The organism is Microbulbifer maximicatervae (SeqCode) (assembly GCF_052467385.1).
This window is the reverse complement of the sequence record NZ_CP174311.1, coordinates 1,086,024-1,104,932: the sequence shown is the minus strand read 5'-3', so window position 1 is coordinate 1,104,932 and position 18,909 is coordinate 1,086,024. Positions and strand designations below refer to the sequence as shown.

At 50.1% G+C, this 18,909-nt stretch carries 16 protein-coding genes; 7 read left to right on the top strand and 9 right to left on the bottom strand.

Going from position 1 to position 18,909, the window contains the following annotated elements; genetic code table 11:
• Window positions 1–4: 4 nt before the first annotated feature.
• Entirely contained in the window at window positions 5–574 is a 570-nt protein-coding gene (dcd, locus tag ACJJIR_RS04840) for a dCTP deaminase (protein WP_282933840.1), read from the bottom strand.
• A gap of 206 nt (window positions 575–780) precedes the next feature.
• Here dcd and imuA point away from each other — a divergent pair, with 206 nt between their 5' ends.
• Window positions 781–1,488, top strand: a complete 708-nt coding sequence (imuA, locus tag ACJJIR_RS04835; protein WP_444907519.1) for a translesion DNA synthesis-associated protein ImuA — start codon at window positions 781–783, stop codon at window positions 1,486–1,488.
• A gap of 21 nt (window positions 1,489–1,509) precedes the next feature.
• A complete protein-coding gene (locus tag ACJJIR_RS04830) occupies window positions 1,510–3,015 on the top strand; it encodes a Y-family DNA polymerase (RefSeq protein ID WP_444907518.1) in 1,506 nt (501 codons plus the stop codon).
• 777 nt (window positions 3,016–3,792) lie between these two features.
• Here ACJJIR_RS04830 and ACJJIR_RS04825 read toward each other — a convergent pair.
• Together ACJJIR_RS04825 and ACJJIR_RS04820 are read right to left on the bottom strand one after the other, a co-directional pair.
• On the bottom strand, window positions 3,793–4,632 hold the full coding sequence (locus tag ACJJIR_RS04825) for a sterol desaturase family protein (protein ID WP_444907517.1): 840 nt from the start codon (window positions 4,630–4,632) through the stop codon (window positions 3,793–3,795).
• A gap of 81 nt (window positions 4,633–4,713) precedes the next feature.
• Complete coding sequence (locus ACJJIR_RS04820; RefSeq protein ID WP_444907516.1) at window positions 4,714–5,133, bottom strand: pilin; 420 nt, start codon at window positions 5,131–5,133, stop codon at window positions 4,714–4,716.
• Between the two features lie 380 nt (window positions 5,134–5,513).
• Here ACJJIR_RS04820 and pilB point away from each other — a divergent pair, with 380 nt between their 5' ends.
• From pilB to yacG, 5 genes are all read left to right on the top strand, one after another.
• Complete coding sequence (pilB, locus tag ACJJIR_RS04815; protein ID WP_444907515.1) at window positions 5,514–7,226, top strand: type IV-A pilus assembly ATPase PilB; 1,713 nt, start codon at window positions 5,514–5,516, stop codon at window positions 7,224–7,226.
• 84 nt (window positions 7,227–7,310) lie between these two features.
• The gene (locus ACJJIR_RS04810; protein WP_444907514.1) at window positions 7,311–8,525 is read left to right on the top strand and encodes a type II secretion system F family protein; all 1,215 of its coding nucleotides are present in this window, start codon (window positions 7,311–7,313) and stop codon (window positions 8,523–8,525) included.
• Window positions 8,526–8,531: 6 nt separating this feature from the next.
• The gene (locus ACJJIR_RS04805; RefSeq protein WP_444907513.1) at window positions 8,532–9,416 is read left to right on the top strand and encodes a prepilin peptidase; all 885 of its coding nucleotides are present in this window, start codon (window positions 8,532–8,534) and stop codon (window positions 9,414–9,416) included.
• A gap of 110 nt (window positions 9,417–9,526) precedes the next feature.
• Window positions 9,527–10,135 (top strand): dephospho-CoA kinase, encoded by a 609-nt coding sequence (coaE, locus tag ACJJIR_RS04800; protein ID WP_444907512.1) that lies wholly within the window; start codon window positions 9,527–9,529, stop codon window positions 10,133–10,135.
• 52 nt (window positions 10,136–10,187) lie between these two features.
• Window positions 10,188–10,403: a DNA gyrase inhibitor YacG gene (gene yacG / locus ACJJIR_RS04795; RefSeq protein WP_108734183.1), complete on the top strand. Its 216-nt coding sequence runs from the start codon at window positions 10,188–10,190 to the stop codon at window positions 10,401–10,403.
• Window positions 10,404–10,456: 53 nt separating this feature from the next.
• On the opposite strand, the gene mutT is transcribed toward yacG, so the two are convergent.
• From mutT to ftsZ, 6 genes are all read right to left on the bottom strand, one after another.
• A complete protein-coding gene (gene mutT, locus ACJJIR_RS04790) occupies window positions 10,457–10,855 on the bottom strand; it encodes an 8-oxo-dGTP diphosphatase MutT (RefSeq protein ID WP_444907511.1) in 399 nt (132 codons plus the stop codon).
• A gap of 9 nt (window positions 10,856–10,864) precedes the next feature.
• Window positions 10,865–12,067 (bottom strand): bifunctional glutamate N-acetyltransferase/amino-acid acetyltransferase ArgJ, encoded by a 1,203-nt coding sequence (argJ, locus tag ACJJIR_RS04785; protein ID WP_444907510.1) that lies wholly within the window; start codon window positions 12,065–12,067, stop codon window positions 10,865–10,867.
• A gap of 231 nt (window positions 12,068–12,298) precedes the next feature.
• Complete coding sequence (gene secA, locus ACJJIR_RS04780) at window positions 12,299–15,049, bottom strand: preprotein translocase subunit SecA (RefSeq protein WP_444907509.1); 2,751 nt, start codon at window positions 15,047–15,049, stop codon at window positions 12,299–12,301.
• A 163-nt stretch (window positions 15,050–15,212) separates the two neighbouring features.
• Window positions 15,213–16,148, bottom strand: a complete 936-nt coding sequence (locus ACJJIR_RS04775) for a M23 family metallopeptidase (protein ID WP_444907508.1) — start codon at window positions 16,146–16,148, stop codon at window positions 15,213–15,215.
• A gap of 157 nt (window positions 16,149–16,305) precedes the next feature.
• A complete protein-coding gene (gene lpxC / locus ACJJIR_RS04770; RefSeq protein ID WP_282933860.1) occupies window positions 16,306–17,220 on the bottom strand; it encodes a UDP-3-O-acyl-N-acetylglucosamine deacetylase in 915 nt (304 codons plus the stop codon).
• Between the two features lie 394 nt (window positions 17,221–17,614).
• Window positions 17,615–18,856 (bottom strand): cell division protein FtsZ, encoded by a 1,242-nt coding sequence (ftsZ, locus tag ACJJIR_RS04765; RefSeq protein ID WP_413663008.1) that lies wholly within the window; start codon window positions 18,854–18,856, stop codon window positions 17,615–17,617.
• Window positions 18,857–18,909: the final 53 nt, after the last annotated feature.

Sequence of the window (18,909 nt, the reverse complement as noted above, 5' to 3'; positions counted from 1 at the left end):
GTGATCAGGTGCGAGGCAGGGTAACGCCGCGCTGGCCCTGGTATTTGCCACCACGATCGGCATAGGACACATCACAAACTTCATCGGATTCGAAGAACAGCATCTGTGCCACACCCTCGTTGGCATAGATCTTCGCAGGCAAGTTAGTGGTGTTGGAGAACTCCAAAGTCACATGACCTTCCCACTCCGGCTCCAGTGGCGTCACATTGACGATAATACCGCAACGGGCATAAGTGGATTTACCCAGGCAAACCGTCAATACAGAGCGCGGGATACGGAAATACTCCACTGTACGCGCCAGGGCAAAGGAGTTTGGCGGAATAATGCAGTGGTCGCCTTCAACATCCACAAAGCTGTTTTCATCGAAGGTCTTGGGGTCAACTGTCGCTGAGTGAACATTGGTGAAAATCTTAAATTCACGAGCACAGCGAACATCGTAGCCATAGCTGGAGGTGCCATAGGAGATGAGTCGATCGCCATTATCGTTATGACGCACCTGACCGGCCTCAAAAGGCTCAATCATACCGTGCTGCTCTGCCATGCGGCGAATCCACTTGTCGGACTTGATACTCACTCCGTCCCCCCTGAATAGAATAATTAGTGCTCAATTAAAGAGGCGGAATCATAGCCGGTTTAGGCTGTGCAAAAAAGTGCCTATCCAATGAATTCTCACTTGTTGCCACTGGATAGATACTGTATAAATTAACAGTATCACTGTATACACATACAGCTTAAGACGAAGACAGTGGCCAGATCGGACTAAAATTCAGTGGTGGAATCGTGGGCAGCGCAGAAAACTTCATAGAAAACAATCAGTTAGAAAGCCAGGCAAAACACCAGAAACTGGCACAGCTACTCACCAGAGCCGATATCTGGCAAGCAGCGAATGAACCCCGACGACCGCGAAACGGCATCGCCAGTGGTTATCCAAGCCTCGATGCCCTCCTAGCGAACCACGGCTGGCCAAGAGGGGCCACTACTGAGCTACTCATGGACCAGATGGGTATCGGTGAACTCACCTTAATACTACCGGCCCTGGCGGATCTCACTCAGAGGGGGCAAATGGTCATACTGGTCAATCCACCCCATATCCCCTATGCGCCCTCATTGGCCAACAGTGGTATCCGCCTTGAGAACCTGCTGATCCTGCACCCCCGAGGCCCCAAGGATACTCTCTGGGCGATCGAGCAGTCCCTACAATCCGGAAGCTGTGGTGCCTTACTCAGCTGGCAGGGGCGGCAATCCCTGAACCATAAAGATCTTCGTCGCCTGCAACTCGCTGCCCGCAATGGGGACTGCCTGCACTTCCACTTTCGCCCTCAGTGTGAATCAGCAAACCCCTCACCCGCGAGCTTGCGCCTACAGCTCACACCCAGGGAAGGAGAGCTGGCCATAAGGCTTTCAAAGCAATTGGGCGGAAACTCTGGCCAAAACCTCTATTTGGCAAGAGCAGCAAAACTGGTCCGCCGGGACCAACCAATGCACTGAACGGTTTCGAGGGATAGCTCCATGCTCTGGCTTTGTATTCAATTCCCCAGGCTTCCGTTAGAGGTTCTGACCCGCGCTCAGCAACAAGGAGAAGAGGCTCTACCCCAAGTTGTGGTTGAAAAACAGTTGGTGATTGATAAAAACCCAGCGGCATCCCAATGCGGCGTTGAGACCGGGCTCAGTATTGCCACTGCGTCTGCTCTCTGTGCAGACTTACAGCTGTTACAACGCGATTCCCAGCGGGAACAACAAGAGTTACAGCAACTGGCCCAGTGGGCATACAGCTTTACACCACTTGTATCACCTCAGTCCGCAGGGCCTTTGAGCAATGGTGAGAGCACTCCCGCCCACCTCTACCTGGAACTGAGTGGCTGCCTAAAAGCCAGCGGTGGCTTCAAGGCATTGATACAGCAGCTGAGTGAAGAGCTTGAACAGATGGGAATCCACAGTCTGATGGGCCTAGGCCACAGCCCTAGTGCAGCTCATATGCTAAGCCAACTGACAGAACACCGGCACTGGCTTGCGCAATCAGATTCTCCGCCCAGCCCTCAGCAGTGGAGACAGTGGATTAGCTTTGCCCCATCCAAGCTCCTTAGTTGCGACAACAAAACTATTTCCAAGCTCTACGCATGTGGTATCAAGCGAGTAAGCCAGCTGCTCGCTATTCCACTCTCTGAGGTAGGCTCTCGTTTTGGTCGCCCATTTGTGGACTACCTGGCTCGCCTGAACGGAACTCGCCAAGATCCAGTCTGTAGTTATCAGCCCCCAGCACAATTCCGCAGCGAGCTATTTTTCCCCAGCCCCTTGGATAATAGCGAACAGCTGCTATTTCCTATCGGTCGCCTACTAAGGGAATTATGCTCCCAGTTGCATCGACGCCAGCTCTACACACAACAGTTAAATTGGCATATGGATTTCGGCCAAAATAAATCTCAGGAAATAACCGTAGAACTCTCCACTCCGCAGTTGGATCCTCAACGCTTAATAGCACTAACCAAGCTGCAAATGGAAAGAGTAACTCTTGATCAGCCAGTGCAGTCCATCAGCTTAAATTGCAAGCATTTAATCCCCTTGGAGCAGGGATCACTGGATGAAGATTTATTTGGTGAAGGCAGCCAACATAAACGCAATCAACAGCTATTAGACAAATTAAAAGCCCGCCTCGGTCATCAAGCACTCTCGGGAATTGCCCTAAAAGAAAGCTACCTACCAGAGCAGGCCTGGCAAAATACAGATACCCTGATAATTAAAAGTAACGCTAAGGGACAGCAAATTAAGCCCATCCAAGCACCGCGCCCCAACTGGCTATTAGCTCGTCCAACCAAACTGGAAAGTAGCGAGCACAAATTATTTTATCAGGGAGAGTTACAACTATTACAGGGGCCAGAGCGAATTGATGGCTATTGGTGGCAGCACGGGCGTCATGGGCGGGATTACTATATCGCAAGAAATAAAAGAGATGAGCTCTACTGGGTCTTTCAGGATCTTACGACTGGAGAGTGGTTTTTGCATGGGGTTTATAGTTAGTGCTCAATCTCGCCCTGTATAGCGACCATTATCATCTTAACCATATAGAAGCTAGCCAATAAATTCAGAGCTATCATTCTGTCAAACACTGAAAACCAAAGAAACCTAAAAGGTCAATATTATTGGAGTTCCCTTCCCAGCTTTACTAGTACAGCACGCTATCAAAAGGGCAATTGTTATACTGGCAGGCGCTATTACTTTTCATGGTTTTTATAGATAATCTTTATCATAATGCCTAGTCAACTTTCGATTAATAGAGCCGCACTAAAGCAGACACGATCTTACTTATTACCACCACTAACAACACTCATAGAACACATACAAATTTCGACCCAGGCCTAAATTGACACAAAACCGCCCTAATACTCAAAAATAAACTATTTATAAACATACCTCAGCAGGATAAATTACTTGCTACAATGACGAAGGAATTTCGTAGCTGCCCTCCTCATTACTTTCTGTTGAGGACCGGAAAACACCCCAGGTGCAATTCTCCTCACACCATTGGAATGAAATCGACACGACAACTATTGGCATCTGAAGAAAATAGGAACTCAACAAATCAGAGATTACAAAAAGATGGATTCTAGAGGCGAGAAAAAATATTCAAGCTAGCTAAGAAATTGCCATTCGAAGCAATAGCTCATATTAGTGTGACAGAAAGTCTTTTATATAAACCGGCAAGAAATACCATTCAACTAAGCATTTCACAAAAATCCTGAAAAGGATGCAATCATAATTTCAGGCAATTGAAAGCCCCCCTTCTCAACTCACAGACTAATCACTCCTTTTCCGATAAGCTTCAACTTTAAATGGGTAGCATAACTGACCTATCAAACTGGCACCCACTCTATTAGAAACCCCTAGTGGTTTATTACATAAGCCCGGCACTCTATATGTGCCAAACCATTGGTCAAAAACAGAGAAAATGCTGGCAAAATTAGTGTGATGTGCGGCTTTTTCTTCAGCATGATGCCAGCGATGCATTACTGGGGAGACAAAAATCTTCCCCCACCTGCCATATGTCCAAGGTAGGTCCGCATGAATAAAAAAACCGTAATAATGACGGATCAGGCTATTTGCAATGACCGCATAAGGGGGAAACCCAAGAAACAACAATAATGAACTATCAATAAAAAAAGTGGATAGACGATTTACTGGATGAAAACGCTCAAGTGTAAGCCATGACATTTTCCTGTCGGAATGGTGGATCAAGTGGCCTGGCCACAGAAATCTCGTATGTTCCAGCCTATGACGCCAATAACCTATAAAGTCTCCACAAAAAACAGCACAAAAAACCACGATGTAACCTGGTATGCTCCCCCAAAGCATCTCCATATAATCCAGTGTCACACCTGACAAATTCACCCAGCGATAGAGTAAAATCAATAAAGGCGTCACGAGTACTGTATTTAACGTCAACCAAAAAAGGTTCTGTATATTCTCAGAAAAACAACCTTTTATAGCCTCAAAAGCAGCTCTCCCCTTAACAAGCAATGAAAAGAGAAAAAAAATAACTGCGGGAAGCAAAAGGTTCGTCAATGCCTCAGCAAGCGCCTCTGCCGACACCTCAAGTACTTCAAACATCAGCTTAGCTTCCCCATCGGAGACGGTCATCAACCAAAAAAAATCCCCGAAAGCCGGGGATTTTTCAACTCGTAAGCAATAGCCACTTGTTAAAAGTGGCCATCTAAGGAATTACAGAGTTGTTGCTGTTAGCGCAACACCAGCACCTTCTTCACACTGGTTCTGAGAAGCAGCTGCAGCATCTGATGTATTAGCGGTATAAGTAACAGCACCATCCGTAGTAATAGCAGCAGTAACAGCACAAGTGCCATCATCCCAGGTTAAATTAACCGCTGTAGCTTCAGCTACAGTTGTTGACGCAGTCAAGCTACCTTCGGCCCCAACTTCAGTATTCAAAGTGTCACATCCGATGCCGGTTTGGATACAAGCTTGGGATTTGGTGACAAAGCTACTCACACCTTTCATCGCCGCACCACCGTGAGAGGTAGCAACGTACTCGCGATATGCCGGAATCGCTACCGCAGCCAAAATACCGATAATCGCTACCACGATCATCAATTCAATAAGAGTAAAACCCTGTTGCTTTTTCATTGTAACCGTCTCCATACAGACTTTTAATAAAGTGAATCCCGCGAGGAAGTCGGCAAACAAGATACAAGGTTTGTGCCAAGTTTGGCAAGACGAGACATTACTTCATTTTCATAAGTGAGATAGCCATCACTGGTACTACAATTTATTTCTAGGCTACAAAAATTTTGACAAACCAATCCTACTATTGACAAAAAAGGTCACTTTTGGACGCCCGGCGCATATTGCGAGGATCGCTAAAAGCTTAGATTGGCTCAATAAACTTTATTCGCTATATTTGCCTCACACTTAGCTCCTTTGTCATAGTCTTCATTGGAACAAATCAGACAGTAGTGCCCTCTGCTTAGCCTGAGAGTGCAGAAGCAATAACAGCGGTTTTCCCCATGACAAGCTCCCCCCTTAGTGGCCTGGCGAAACGCCTGGTAGCAGACCAAATCCTCGATGAAGCCACCGCCACCTCCGCCTCGCAGGCCGCCCGTCGAGCAGGACAATCTTTTGCCCAGCATGCCGTGGACGCCAAGCTGGTAAAAAGCCGCGAACTTGCCACCATTGCCTTCCAGGCCTTCGGCACACCCTTATTTGACCTTGGCAGTTATAACTTCGAGATGATTCCCAAAGGGCTGGTTGATGAGAAGCTGATTAGCAAACATTTCGCCCTACCCTTATATAAGCGGGGGAATCGCCTCTTTATTGCGGTGGCAGACCCAACCAATCTTGCAGGGTTAGATGAAATCAACTTCAACACCGGCCTCAGCACAGATGCAGTTTTGGTAGAAGCTGACAAGCTGGGAAAAGCGATTGAGAGCTACCTGTCCGATGGCGGAGATATTAGTGGCGGCCTGGATGGCATTGATGATGAGGAGTTGGACTCACTCAATGTAGGCGAAAGCGATGCGGAGTCCGACGATGAGGGCGAGCCGGGAGGAGATGAGGCCCCGGTTGTTCGCTTTGTCAACAAAGTCTTACTTGACGCTATTCGCACCGGAGCCTCCGACATCCACTTTGAACCCTACGAAAAATCCTACCGGGTTCGCTTCCGTACCGATGGTGTGCTGCATGAAGTTGCCAAGCCCCCCATTCAGCTGGCAACACGGCTATCTGCCCGCTTAAAGGTGATGTCAAAAATGGACATATCTGAACGGAGGGTTCCTCAAGATGGCCGAATTAAGATGAAATTGTCCAAAACTAAAGCTATCGATTTCCGGGTAAACAGCCTGCCGACACTTTGGGGGGAAAAAATTGTACTGCGGATTCTCGATCCTTCATCAGCCAAACTGGGGATTGATGCGCTCGGATATGAGGACGAGCAAAAACAGATCTATATGGATGCCCTCGCCCAACCCCAAGGCATGATTCTGGTGACAGGGCCGACAGGCTCAGGCAAAACAGTCTCCCTCTATACCGGCCTTAATATACTAAATACTGCTGAGCGCAATATCTCCACCGCAGAAGACCCGGTAGAGATCAACCTAGAGGGCATTAACCAGGTAAACGTCTCTACCAAGGTGGGCCTTAATTTTGCTGAAGCGCTACGCTCATTCCTGCGACAAGACCCAGATATCGTGATGGTGGGCGAAATTCGGGATCTGGAGACCGCGGAAATTGCCATTAAAGCTGCACAGACTGGGCACTTAGTTCTCTCAACATTACACACAAATTCCGCACCGGAAACTCTCACTCGCCTAATGAATATGGGAGTGCCCACTTTTAATATCGCAACGTCCGTCAGTGTTATTATTGCCCAGCGTTTGGCAAGGCGCTTGTGCAGTGAGTGTAAAAAGATCGCCACCCTTCCAAGTGAAGTACTGGAAGCAGAAGGCTTCTCAGCAGTAAGCATTCCCGATAAAGAATGGACAATCTACCAACCAGTTGGCTGCGAACACTGCTCCAAGGGCTACAAGGGACGCGTAGGCGTGTATGAAGTGGTTCGCATCACTGATAGCATCTCCAGAATTATAATGGAGGGCGGCAACTCCATTCAGATTGCCGATCAAGCTCGCAAGGATGGCTTTAACAATTTGAGAACTTCTGCACTACGTAAAGTGGTGATGGGCATTACTAGCTTGGAGGAGGCCAACCGAGTAACCAAGGATTGAACATGTGAAAAAGTCTTTACATGTTGAAATCTGTAGACAGGTATGGCGTAAGCTCCACCAGAGAAAGAATCAGGAATAAATACTATGGCCAATCCTGCAGCAGTAGCATATGTCTATAAAGGCGTGGATAGCAAAGGGGCTAAGGTTCAAGGAGAAGTTAGCGGGACTAGCTCGGCACTAGTGAAGGCGCAACTTCGCAAGCAGGGCATTATTGCCAACCGCGTACAAAAAAAACCTAAACCACTGTTTGGTGGGGGCAAGAAAAAAGTAAAACCGGGAGATATAGCCCTGTTTACCCGGCAACTTGCCACCATGATGAAGGCCGGTGTTCCTCTGGTACAGAGTTTTGAGATTGTCGCGGACGGTCTTGACAACCAAGGACTAAAAGATCTGATTTTTACAATTCGTGATGAGGTTGCTTCCGGCACAGCTTTTGCCGATGCCCTACGCAAACACCCGCTTTATTTCGATAACCTATTCTGCAATTTAGTAGCCTCTGGAGAGCAATCTGGCGCACTAGAAACCATGCTCGACCGTATTGCCACTTATAAGGAAAAAACGGAATCCCTCAAGGCGAAAATTAAAAAGGCGATGACCTATCCTCTTGCAGTTGTTGTAGTTGCGATCATCGTTACATCAATCCTATTAATAAAGGTTGTACCTCAATTTGCAGAAACCTTTGCGGGCTTTGGTGCAGACTTACCTGCTTTCACCCAATTTGTTGTTAACATCTCTGAATGGATGCAAGCCTACTGGTTTATTGCTCTGTTTAGTGTAATTTTTTCAGTGGGAGGGATCATCGAAGCTAAAAAGCGTAATAGAAGCGTTGCCCAATTTTTTGACAGACTGATGCTCAAGCTACCTGTGTTGGGCCCCATAACTTATAATTCTATTGCCGCTCGATTTGCTAGAACTCTGTCCACAACTTTTGCCTCAGGTGTTCCTCTTATTGATGCCCTTAAATCCGTTGCAGGCGCCACTGGCAATTGTGTTTACGAACAAGCAACATTAAAAATTCGCGACTCAGTTGCCACAGGCATCCCTCTCAATAGTGCAATGCGCCAATCCGGCCTTTATCCCGTTATGTTGGTACAGATGACTTCTATCGGCGAAGAATCTGGAGCACTCGATGAGATGCTTGGCAAGGCAGCAGACTTCTATGAAGAGGCTGTCGATAATGCCGTTGATAATTTAACCACGCTTCTTGAGCCCATGATTATGTCTATTCTCGGTGTATTAGTCGGCGGCTTACTTATTGCTATGTACCTTCCCATCTTCCAGCTCGGAAAAGTAATCTAGTTATTCATGATGGAATCTTTCTCTAACTATCCAGCGCTGCTCCTAAGCAGCGCTTTTATTTTAGGCCTTATTGTGGGCAGCTTCCTCAACGTCGTAATTCTGCGCCTCCCCGTTATGATGGAGCGGGAATATAAGCGTGACTTCTATAGCTACTTTGATACAAAGCCCTCTGCCGAGGAGCGGAAAGAGTTAGAAAAGCCTTTTAATCTGGTGCTACCACACTCCCACTGCCCCAAATGCCATGTTGAGATCAAAGCCTGGCAAAATATCCCCGTTATTAGCTACCTATTTCTTCGCGGTAAGTGCGGTTCCTGTGGTACCTCCATTTCCAAACGTTACCCAATGGTGGAACTGATTACCGGCATTTTGACCGCTATCGTTGTCTGGCAATTGGGCTTCACCTGGCAGGCTTTGGCTGGATGCTTTTTTACCTGGGCTTTGGTCGCCTTAACAGGTATCGATTTTGACAAGCAACTGCTTCCAGACAGTATTACTCTGCCGCTACTCTGGGCCGGTTTAATCATCAATATCTGGGGAGTGTTTGCTTCTCTACAGGACGCAGTAATCGGTGCTATTGCCGGCTACCTATCTCTTTGGCTGGTGTTCCACATCTTTAAGATTGTTACCGGCAAAGAAGGTATGGGGGCTGGTGACTTTAAAATCCTGGCAGCTATCGGCGCTTGGTTTGGCTGGCAGGTGCTACCGATGGTCATCCTACTTTCTGCCGTCGTAGGGGCTATCGCGGGAATTTCCTGGAGTATCGCCGTAAGGCGAGATCGCAGCCTGCCCATCGCTTTTGGCCCCTATCTCGCTGGTGCCGGCTGGATCGCCATGCTGTGGGGGGATCAAATCATGAACTGGTATTTCAACATCTCTGGTCTTAGCAGCTAGGCGACCAGCTCACCATTCTCTGCCTATTTGCTTTACTATGACCCCGGCCAGCTATCTGGCCGGGGTTTTTATTTCTAGCGCAACCTATTTATTCTTGGGGAGGGCAGCCATTGTTTACCGTAGGTTTAACCGGCGGAATCGGTAGCGGAAAGTCAGCAGCCGCTGGGTATTTCCGTGACCTGGGCATTAATGTAATAGATGCTGACTGGGCGGCAAGGGTTGTGGTACAACCGGGAAAGCCCGCTCTAGAACAGATAGCCCGACACTTCGGGGCCGATGTATTACTGGAAAGTGGCGAATTAAACCGGAGCAAACTGCGCACACTGATATTTGACGACCCAGGCGAACGGCAATGGCTGGAAAGTCTATTACACCCACTGATAAGAGAGGAGATAACCTCCTCACTGAACGGAAGCCAGGGGCCCTACGCAATATTGGAGTCCCCCCTCCTGATTGAGTCAGGCCAATATGAGCTCGTTAACAGGATTTGTGTAGTCGATCTACCCGAGGCTTTGCAGCTTGAGCGCGCCAGCGCGCGCGATAACAGCCAGCAGGAACAGATTCGCAAAATCATGACGGCCCAACTGACAAGGGAGCAAAGACTAGAGAAGGCGGATGATGTGCTGAATAACGCTAATGACTTAGCTTCACTCAAAGCTCAAATAGAGCAGCTCCATCGGGAGTACTTACGGATTGTCCGGTTGAAACAATCGGGCTAAGTTAATTAGAGTACAATTCCGATTCAGATCACTTTAGAGCCCAAGCTAACTTATGCCTAAATCCAGCGTAACGCCGACACTCAACTGCCCTACCTGCAAAAAGCCCATTGAGTGGAGCGATAAGTTTCCCTTCAAACCTTTTTGTAGCGAACGTTGCAAGCTGATTGATCTCGGCGAATGGGCTAGTGAGGGACACAAGATTCCCGGGGAGTCAGTGTATGACGATGTGCTGAGTGATGACCTGGACCCGAACAAGCCCCGCCATTAAGGCCATCCAACTCACTTGAACAGCTGCCTGCAAGCAGCTGTTCAAGATGAAGCTTAGGAGAAACTCCCTTTTACCGCTTCAATAATCGCTTGATTGGCGTCGGGGAAGTGGAAGTTGTCCAGCTCCCCAGCAGATACCCACTTGATTTCCTGCTGCTCTCGCCCGAGGGCCTCACCCGTAAACCGCGTTACCTGCCAGGTATCCAGCAGCACGGTTTTTTCAGGGTAATCGTGACGAATTTCCACCAGCGGCTGCAACTCCTGTACTTCAATGGCCACTTCTTCAAGTAGCTCCCTATAGAGCGCCTCCTGCACAGACTCACCAGCTTCCACCTTGCCACCGGGAAATTCCCAGCGCCCTCCCATATGCAAATGGTCGGGACGGCGGGCAATCAGGATCTTGCCATCCCCTCGGGTTACTACACCGACAGCAACATGGACAACCTTACTCACTCTACTACCTCAAGTCCGATATTCTGCGTTGATGGTGACATACTCGTGAGAGAAGTCACAGGTCCAGATATGCTCACTGCAGACACCGCGACCCAGCTCTATACGGATTTTAAATTTGGGTTTTGAAAATACCCGCTCTCCAGCCTGCTCTTGATATCCAGATGCGCGCCCACCGGCACTTACCACCTGTACATCATCGAGGAAAATCTCCACCTTATCGGTGTCTAACTCGCCTTGGATAGCATTGCCGATCGCCATAACCAGCCGACCCCAGTTAGGGTCTGAAGCATAAAGTGCAGTTTTCACCAGCGGAGAATCACCGACTTCAAAAGCTACTGCCAAGGCCTCTTCACTGCTGAGCGCGCCATCCACTTGTACGGTAACAAACTTGGTCGCCCCCTCACCGTCCCTGACAATGGCCTGGGCCAGCTCTATATGTATTTCCGAAATTGCTCTGTACAGCTTCATGTAGCCAGTGTTCTCAGAGCTGCTGATCATCTCCCCCCGCGCACCTGTGGCCATCAAAACACAAGCATCATTCGTCGAGGTATCTCCGTCTACGCTAATTCGATTAAATGAAGCCGCGACAACTTCGCGCACCATTTGATCTAGCAGGGGCTGCGTTACACCGGCATCAGTGGCGACATAGGCGAGCATGGTAGCCATATTCGGCTGGATCATGCCGGAACCTTTGGCAATACCGACAACGGCAATCTCTTCACCATTAATCATTAACTTGCGGTTCGCAATCTTTGGCCGGGTGTCCGTAGTCATAATGGACTCGGCCGCCAACTCCCATCCGGCGGGATCAAGCTGTCCAGCAGACCCCGGAATAGCAGCGAGTAACCTCTCCATCGGTAAGTGCTCACCAATGACGCCAGTACTAAAAGGCAATACTTGTTCGGCAGAAATCTTCAGTGCATCTGCCACCGCCTCGCAAGTAGCCCGGGCATCCGCCAGCCCCCTTACCCCAGTAGCGGCATTGGCATTGCCGGCATTAACGACCAGGGCTCGCACTTCTCCTTTGGCGATATGCTCTTTAGCAACCGTTACTGGAGCCGCACAAAAAGTATTCTGGGTAAAAGTGGCTGCAACTGAAGTTCCTTCAGCAAGCTCAACCAACAACAGGTCATTGCGTTCCCAGTCTTTGACCCTGGCAGGTACACTGGCGAGGCGAACTCCTTCGACAACGGGTATGGATAATTCAGGCATAAGAATAACGACTTTGGGCTATCACAGCACAGGCAAACCTAGACCCCGGTCCACCCAAACGGATTAGCGGAAATAAATGAGCGGTCGACATTATCAAAGCCGAACCTCAGTAAGGCAAGCCAAAAATAGACTTATCTGCGGAATGGAAACTTTTTTCCGCAGATAATTCTTTTACCAATTAAAAAAATACCCCGCTAAGCGGGGCACTTTCTGAATTCAAGCAGTAAATAATTAGCTCTGGGTAGAGGAAGCCAGCTTACCGTGACACTGCTTGTACTTTTTCCCGGAACCACAGGGGCAGGGATCATTGCGCCCGACTTTAGGACCGCGACGCTCCGGTGCCGGAGTAGCGGGCTGCTGCTCCTTAGGCTCACTTTCCGGAAGCGCCGAAGCCTGAGCGTGTTGCAGCTCAAGCTGCTGCCTGCGCTGCTCTTCCAGGCGACGCTGCTCCATCTCTTCCGCTTGCTCACGAGTCATCGGCTCTACATGGGCAAGAATACGCACCACTTCATGCTTGAGGTTCTCCAGCATGCTCTGGAACAGATGGAAAGACTCGCGCTTGAATTCCTGCTTGGGGTTTTTGTTGGCGTAAGCCCGCAATCCAATACCCGCACGCAGGTGGTCCATGCTGGAAAGATGCTCTTTCCACAACTGATCCAACACTTGCAGCATAATCTGACGCTCGATAGTCGGCATCAGATTGGCATCACCAGAAGACTCGCCAATGCGGGAAACTTTTGCAGCATATGCTTCCTGCGCAGCAACAGTAATCTTTTTCCGCAGGCTCTCTTCGTGCAGAGTGCGATCTTCATCGAGCCACTGCTGAACCGGGAGCTGGATGCCCAATTCGCCAGAGAGCTGCTGCTCCAGGGCTGGAATATCCCACTGCTCTTCCACGCTCTGGGGGGGGATAGAACCGGAGACAATGCCATCAACCACATCTTCACGAATGGCAGAGATCGTATCGCTGATACTCTCAGCTTCCAGCAGCTCATTGCGCTGGCCGTAAATCACCTGGCGCTGGTCATTGGCCACGTCATCGTATTCCAGCAACTGTTTGCGAATATCAAAGTTGCGGCCTTCAACACGGCGCTGGGCTTTTTCGATAGCGTTGGAAACCATGCGGTGCTCAATCGCCTCACCGCGCTCCATACCCAGCATCTGCATAAAATTCTTCACCCGGTCAGAGGCGAAGATGCGCATAAGGTTATCTTCCAGGGATAAGTAAAAACGAGTAACACCCGGGTCACCCTGACGACCTGCACGGCCTCGCAGCTGGTTATCAATACGGCGGGACTCATGGCGCTCAGTACCGATAATATGCAGACCGCCCGCAGCGATCACCTGCTCGTGGCGCTTATTCCAATCTTCCTTGACTTGTGCGAGCTCCGCTTCGGTCAGCTCACTACCCTTCTCCTGGGCCAGGGCTGCCGCTTCAGCCTCCCAATTACCGCCGAGAACAATGTCGGTACCGCGACCAGCCATATTGGTAGCGATAGTCACTGCACCCGGGCGACCCGCCTGGGCGATAATCTGTGCTTCGCGCTCGTGGTATTTCGCGTTGAGAACCTGGTGCTTAATGCCCGCCTTTTGCAACTTGCGGGACATTTCTTCAGAGGTTTCGATAGAAGCGGTACCTACAAGGATTGGAGCCTGCTTTTCGCGACAGTGCTTCACATCCTCAATAATCGCTTCCATCTTCTCTTCCTGGCTTAGGTAAACCAGGTCATTGAGATCTTCACGTTGAATTTGCTTATTGGTGGGGATCACCACCACGTCCAGGCCATAAATTTGCTGAAATTCAAACGCTTCTGTATCCGCTGTACCGGTCATTCCCGCAAGTTTGGGGTAGAAGCGGAACAGGTTCTGGAATGTTGTAGAAGCGAGGGTCTGGCTCTCACTCTGAATCTGCACACTCTCTTTTGCTTCCAGCGCCTGGTGCAGGCCTTCGGAGAGACGGCGACCCGGCATGGTCCGGCCGGTGTGCTCATCAATTAACACCACCTGGCCATTCTGCACGATGTAATCCACATCGCGATTAAACAGTACATGCGCGCGCAGGGCGGCGTGCACGTGGTGCAACAGGCCCAGGTTCCCAGGGGCGTAAAGGGACTGGTCTTCCTTCATCAACCCGCTGCGTGACAACAGGTCTTCGATCAACAAGTGGCCCTGTTCCGTCAGCTCAACCTGGCGAGTCTTTTCATCAACGGTGTAGTGCCCCTCCCCACCTTCTTCGGCACGCTCCAGCTGGGGAACCAACTTATTCATTGCCATATAAAGGTGGGACGAGTCTTCGGCGGCTCCAGAAATGATTAGCGGAGTACGCGCCTCATCGATCAGGATGGAATCCACCTCATCGACAATAGCGAAGTTCTGAGGGCGCTGGGTACGGTCCTCTTTGCGCAACACCATGTTGTCACGCAGGTAATCAAAACCGAATTCGTTATTAGTGCCGTAAGTAATGTCAGCCTCATAGGCCGCTTTCTTTTCTTCCGGTGGCTGCTGGGAAACAATAACTCCCACTGTCATACCCAGGAATTCATACACCGGGCGCATCCAATTGGCATCCCGCGAAGCGAGGTAATCGTTCACCGTAACAATATGAACGCCCTTGCCTTCAAGTGCATTCAGATAGGCCGGCAGGGTTGCAACCAGGGTTTTACCTTCACCGGTACGCATTTCTGCAATACGCCCTTCATGCAGGGTCATCCCGCCGATCAGCTGAACATCGAAGTGGCGCATACCCATGGCCCGGCGACCCGCTTCACGCACCGCCGCAAACGCCTCAGGCAGGATTTGATCGAGTTTTTCCCCGTCAGCGAGTCGCTGCCTAAACTCATCCGTTTTAGCCCGCAGGCCTGCATCGTCAAGCTTCTGGAAATCCTCTTCCAAAGCGTTGATCTTTCCCACGACGCGTCGCATGCGCTTCAGCTCGCGGTCATTTTTTGAACCAAAGACCGATTTAATCAGTTTGCCAATCATTATCTAGAAACCACTTATCTTATTTGCGCTGTCGGCGCTAATATCGGGCAGATCGATGCACCGACGCTCCTTTATGCGAGGGGTGCAAGTAAACAGGAAGGCGCAAGCGCTGGCAACTCTTATGCCAAGCTACCAACAATTACGCGTAAAGGAAGGATAGTTCTTATCTGCCTGTGCGGCGGATATAGCTAGCTGGATCAACCGTGCGGTTGTTCTTATATATCTCAAAGTGAACATGGGGCCCGGTAGAACGGCCACTGGAACCCATCAGGGCAATAATTTGCCCTCTCTTGACCACGTCACCCAATCCCACTTTCAGCTCACTATTGTGCCCATAGCGGGTTGAATAACCATTGCCGTGATTAATTTCTACCAACTGACCATAGCCATGGCGCTCATCAGCCCAGGTGACAACACCTGCGGCTACCGAAACAACATCGGAGCCCATCTTGCCAGCAAAATCCACACCCTTGTGCCAAGTCCTACGGCCAGTGAATGGATCGGTGCGATAACCATAACGGGAAGACATCCATCCCTTGCTGATCGGGCGGCCCGCCAAAAACTGCTCGTCCTCAAGTTTGAGGTTGGCCATCAGGGATTCGAGTGTGTTCAGCTGCATCTGGCGATCTTCAAGCTGATGAGAGAGATCTCCAATAACATCCAGGAATTCCGGTGGCTGATACGGCAACTCCGATGCACCTGCGATTCCGGGGTCTTCCGGCCCACCAATAGCAGGTGCACTGCCAAACTCAAACTCTCCTTCATCGAGATTGGCAACAGAGGTTAAACGCTCACCCAGTGCATCAAGGCGAGTTAAACGTGCCTGCAACTCCGCAAGCTTAACGGTAAGAGCTGCCAGCTGCTCCCGCGCCTCTCTATCTGCTTCAGCAATTTCTTCCTGCTGTTTGCGCAGTGCGCGACTCCAGGCCTTGGCCGTTCGGGAATCAAATAGGTCAGTTTTAGTAACCGGTAAATTCGCCCCCAGCAGAAATGCACCCACAGGGAGGCTCAGCAAGCACAACCCCAACAGGGCTTTGCTCAAACTGCCAAAATTAAAGCTGCGAGTCGCACCGCGCTCATTAACCAGGATTACTTTCATAGGAGCTGTGAGAAGTTCGACATTTTTAATTTTCGTTAGTCCCCAGCTCACAAGCCGAGGTGCCAAACCAATAAGGATACCAAAAATCTATAGGCTTTCTCTGTGAAACAATTATACAAAAAAGCCGGCACTATAATGCCGGCTTCTTGCGAAAGTATCAAACTGCCAAAATAGGTTTGATATAAGAGATCGGTGCTTCTTCCTGCTCACCTTCAAAGGTGACCATTTCCCAAGCATCCTCCTGAGCCATCAGGTTGCGAAGGGATTTATTGTTCAGCGCATGGCCAGACTTAAATGCCTTGAACTCACCAATCAGGCTAGTCCCCAGAAGATAGAGATCGCCAATCGCATCCAGAATTTTATGTTTCACAAATTCGTCTTCATAACGCAACCCGCCTTCATTCAGAATGCGGTACTGATCAATCACAATTGCGTTATCAACGGAACCGCCCTGAACCAGGCCCTTGGAGCGCAGGTACTCGATTTCGTGCATAAAGCCAAAGGTACGGGCGCGACTCACTTCCTTCACAAAGGAGGTGCTGGAGAAGTCCACGGATGAACTCAGGTTACGCCCCTGGAAAACCGGGTGGTCAAAGTCGATTGTGAAGGATACTTTAAAGCCATTAAAAGGCAGGAAGCTGGCAACCTTATCGCCATCCTCTACAGTTACTGGCTTCTTGATTCGCAGGAATTTCTTCGGAGCTGCTTGCTCTTGGATACCTGCAGATTGAATTAGAAATACAAATGGGCCGGCACTGCCATCCATAATAGGCACTTCTTGAGCGGATAACTCGACAACCGCGTTATCAATGCCAAGGCCCGCCATTGCCGAGAGCAGGTGCTCTACCGTAGCAATGCGAACATCACCCTTTTCCAGGGTGGTTGAAAGGAGAGTGTCGCCGACATTTTCCGCACGAGCCTCGATTTCAACTACCGGGTCCAAATCGGTTCTACGGAACACGATACCGGTGTCTACGGGCGCTGGTTTAAGGGTAAGTACAACTTTCTTGCCAGTGTGCAGACCTACGCCAGTGGCGCGAATAGCATTCTTAAGCGTGCGCTGTTTGATCATGAAACTATCTTTTCCCCGTCGGTGGACTACGCCCCTAAGGCGCAGCAAGCCATCGATACTAGCACAATTGCGACGCCAATACCAATTCTGGGCGAGTGGTCACCACAACTGTGCACCACCTACCTATATGAGGATAGATCAAGCAAAGATTGCAGCGCCAACGCATGTCGCTATGACAGCATTCTAAGATCCTAAGCTCCGCAAGCGCTGTTAATAATTGTTAATTATTTTAGATAGTTATTGCGACTCACCAGTTCTGATCAAAATCTACACAAACGGGGCAAGGGCCCACCCATTCGACAAGGTAGACCCGAGCAAAAGCCGCACCGCAGCGGCAATACCCAGCCGGAGCCGGGCAGACATGAGCGGTGTTCTGCCTCTGCGGTACCGCTTCCTAGTCTGCCTGACGGCGCAGGAAGGCTGGAATATCCAGGTACTCCATATCCGCATCAGCGGGATTCAGGGCAGGAGCCGGGCGCTTGGGGCGCTCCGCTTCAGCACGAGGGCGCGGATCAATGGCCTCGCGGCTTGCCAGTCCCGCAGAGCTGTGGCCAGCGTGAGCGCTGTGATTATCGCGAACCTCACGGGTTTCACGAACAGGCTCGCGAGGCTCTGGGCGGCGAGTATTATCCACCACCTTCGCCGGACGCGCTGCAGGAGTACCCTCGCCAAGACCTGCGGCCACAACGGTAACCCGCATCTCATCACCGAGCTTATCATCTACCGCTGTACCGATAACCACAGTAGCTTCATCGGAGGCGATTTCCTGGACAATCTCACCTACTTCAGAGTACTCACCCAGGGTCAGTTCCTGACAGCCCGCCTCTTCGCTACCGGTGATGATATTCACCAGGATACCGCGAGCACCTGCCAGGTTGACGTTATCCAGTAGCGGGCTTCGCACGGCTTTCTCAGCCGCTTCGCGCGCACGGTTTTCACCGACGGCAGAACCGGACCCCATCATCGCCATGCCCATTTCAGACATTACGGTGCGCACATCGGCGAAGTCCACGTTCATGATGCCCGGACGAATCATCAGGTCGGCAATGCCTTGTACAGCACCCAATAAAACGTTATCTGCCTCTTTGTAAGCAGATTTCATTGTGATCTTGCTACCGAGTACTTCCAGCAAACGATCGTTGGGGATAGTAATCAGAGAATCAACTTTATCACGCAGCTCGAGGATACCCTCTTCAGCTACAACTGTGCGTTTGCGCCCTTCGATCTTAAATGGGCGAGTAACCACAGCAACGGTAAGGATACCCAGTTCTTTTGCAATCTCAGCGACAATCGGCGCACCACCGGTACCGGTACCACCGCCCATACCGGCAGTGATGAATACCATATCCGCACCGGTTAATACCTCAGCAATGCGATCGCGATCTTCAAGTGCGGACTGACGGCCAATATCCGGGTTTGCCCCTGCGCCCAAACCGCGTGTAATTGTGTTACCCAGTTGCAGGATAGTGCGGGCCTCAACATCTTTGAGGGCCTGTGCATCTGTATTTGCACAGATAAAATCTACACCCTCAACATCATTGGCGATCATATGCTTAACAGCATTACCACCACCGCCGCCGACACCAATCACCTTGATGACAGGCTTATCCTGTACGCTATCAACTAGTTCGAACATTGCTGTTCCCCTTTCTTGCTCATGTCGAATTTTACAGCCATGCCTAAAAAAAA

Bases quoted from the DNA above. Each gene is read 5' to 3' on its own strand.
- ACJJIR_RS04805 (WP_444907513.1), top strand. From the start codon at position 8,532: ATGATGGAATCTTTCTCTAACTATCCAGCGCTGCTCCTAAGCAGCGCT.
- ACJJIR_RS04775 (WP_444907508.1), bottom strand. From the start codon at position 16,148: ATGAAAGTAATCCTGGTTAATGAGCGCGGTGCGACTCGCAGCTTTAAT.
- ACJJIR_RS04825 (WP_444907517.1), bottom strand. From the start codon at position 4,632: ATGACCGTCTCCGATGGGGAAGCTAAGCTGATGTTTGAAGTACTTGAG.
- ACJJIR_RS04810 (WP_444907514.1), top strand. From the start codon at position 7,311: ATGGCCAATCCTGCAGCAGTAGCATATGTCTATAAAGGCGTGGATAGC.
- yacG (WP_108734183.1), top strand. From the start codon at position 10,188: ATGCCTAAATCCAGCGTAACGCCGACACTCAACTGCCCTACCTGCAAA.
- argJ (WP_444907510.1), bottom strand. From the start codon at position 12,067: ATGCCTGAATTATCCATACCCGTTGTCGAAGGAGTTCGCCTCGCCAGT.
- pilB (WP_444907515.1), top strand. From the start codon at position 5,514: ATGACAAGCTCCCCCCTTAGTGGCCTGGCGAAACGCCTGGTAGCAGAC.
- ACJJIR_RS04830 (WP_444907518.1), top strand. From the start codon at position 1,510: ATGCTCTGGCTTTGTATTCAATTCCCCAGGCTTCCGTTAGAGGTTCTG.
- ftsZ (WP_413663008.1), bottom strand. From the start codon at position 18,856: ATGTTCGAACTAGTTGATAGCGTACAGGATAAGCCTGTCATCAAGGTG.
- secA (WP_444907509.1), bottom strand. From the start codon at position 15,049: ATGATTGGCAAACTGATTAAATCGGTCTTTGGTTCAAAAAATGACCGC.
- lpxC (WP_282933860.1), bottom strand. From the start codon at position 17,220: ATGATCAAACAGCGCACGCTTAAGAATGCTATTCGCGCCACTGGCGTA.
- ACJJIR_RS04820 (WP_444907516.1), bottom strand. From the start codon at position 5,133: ATGAAAAAGCAACAGGGTTTTACTCTTATTGAATTGATGATCGTGGTA.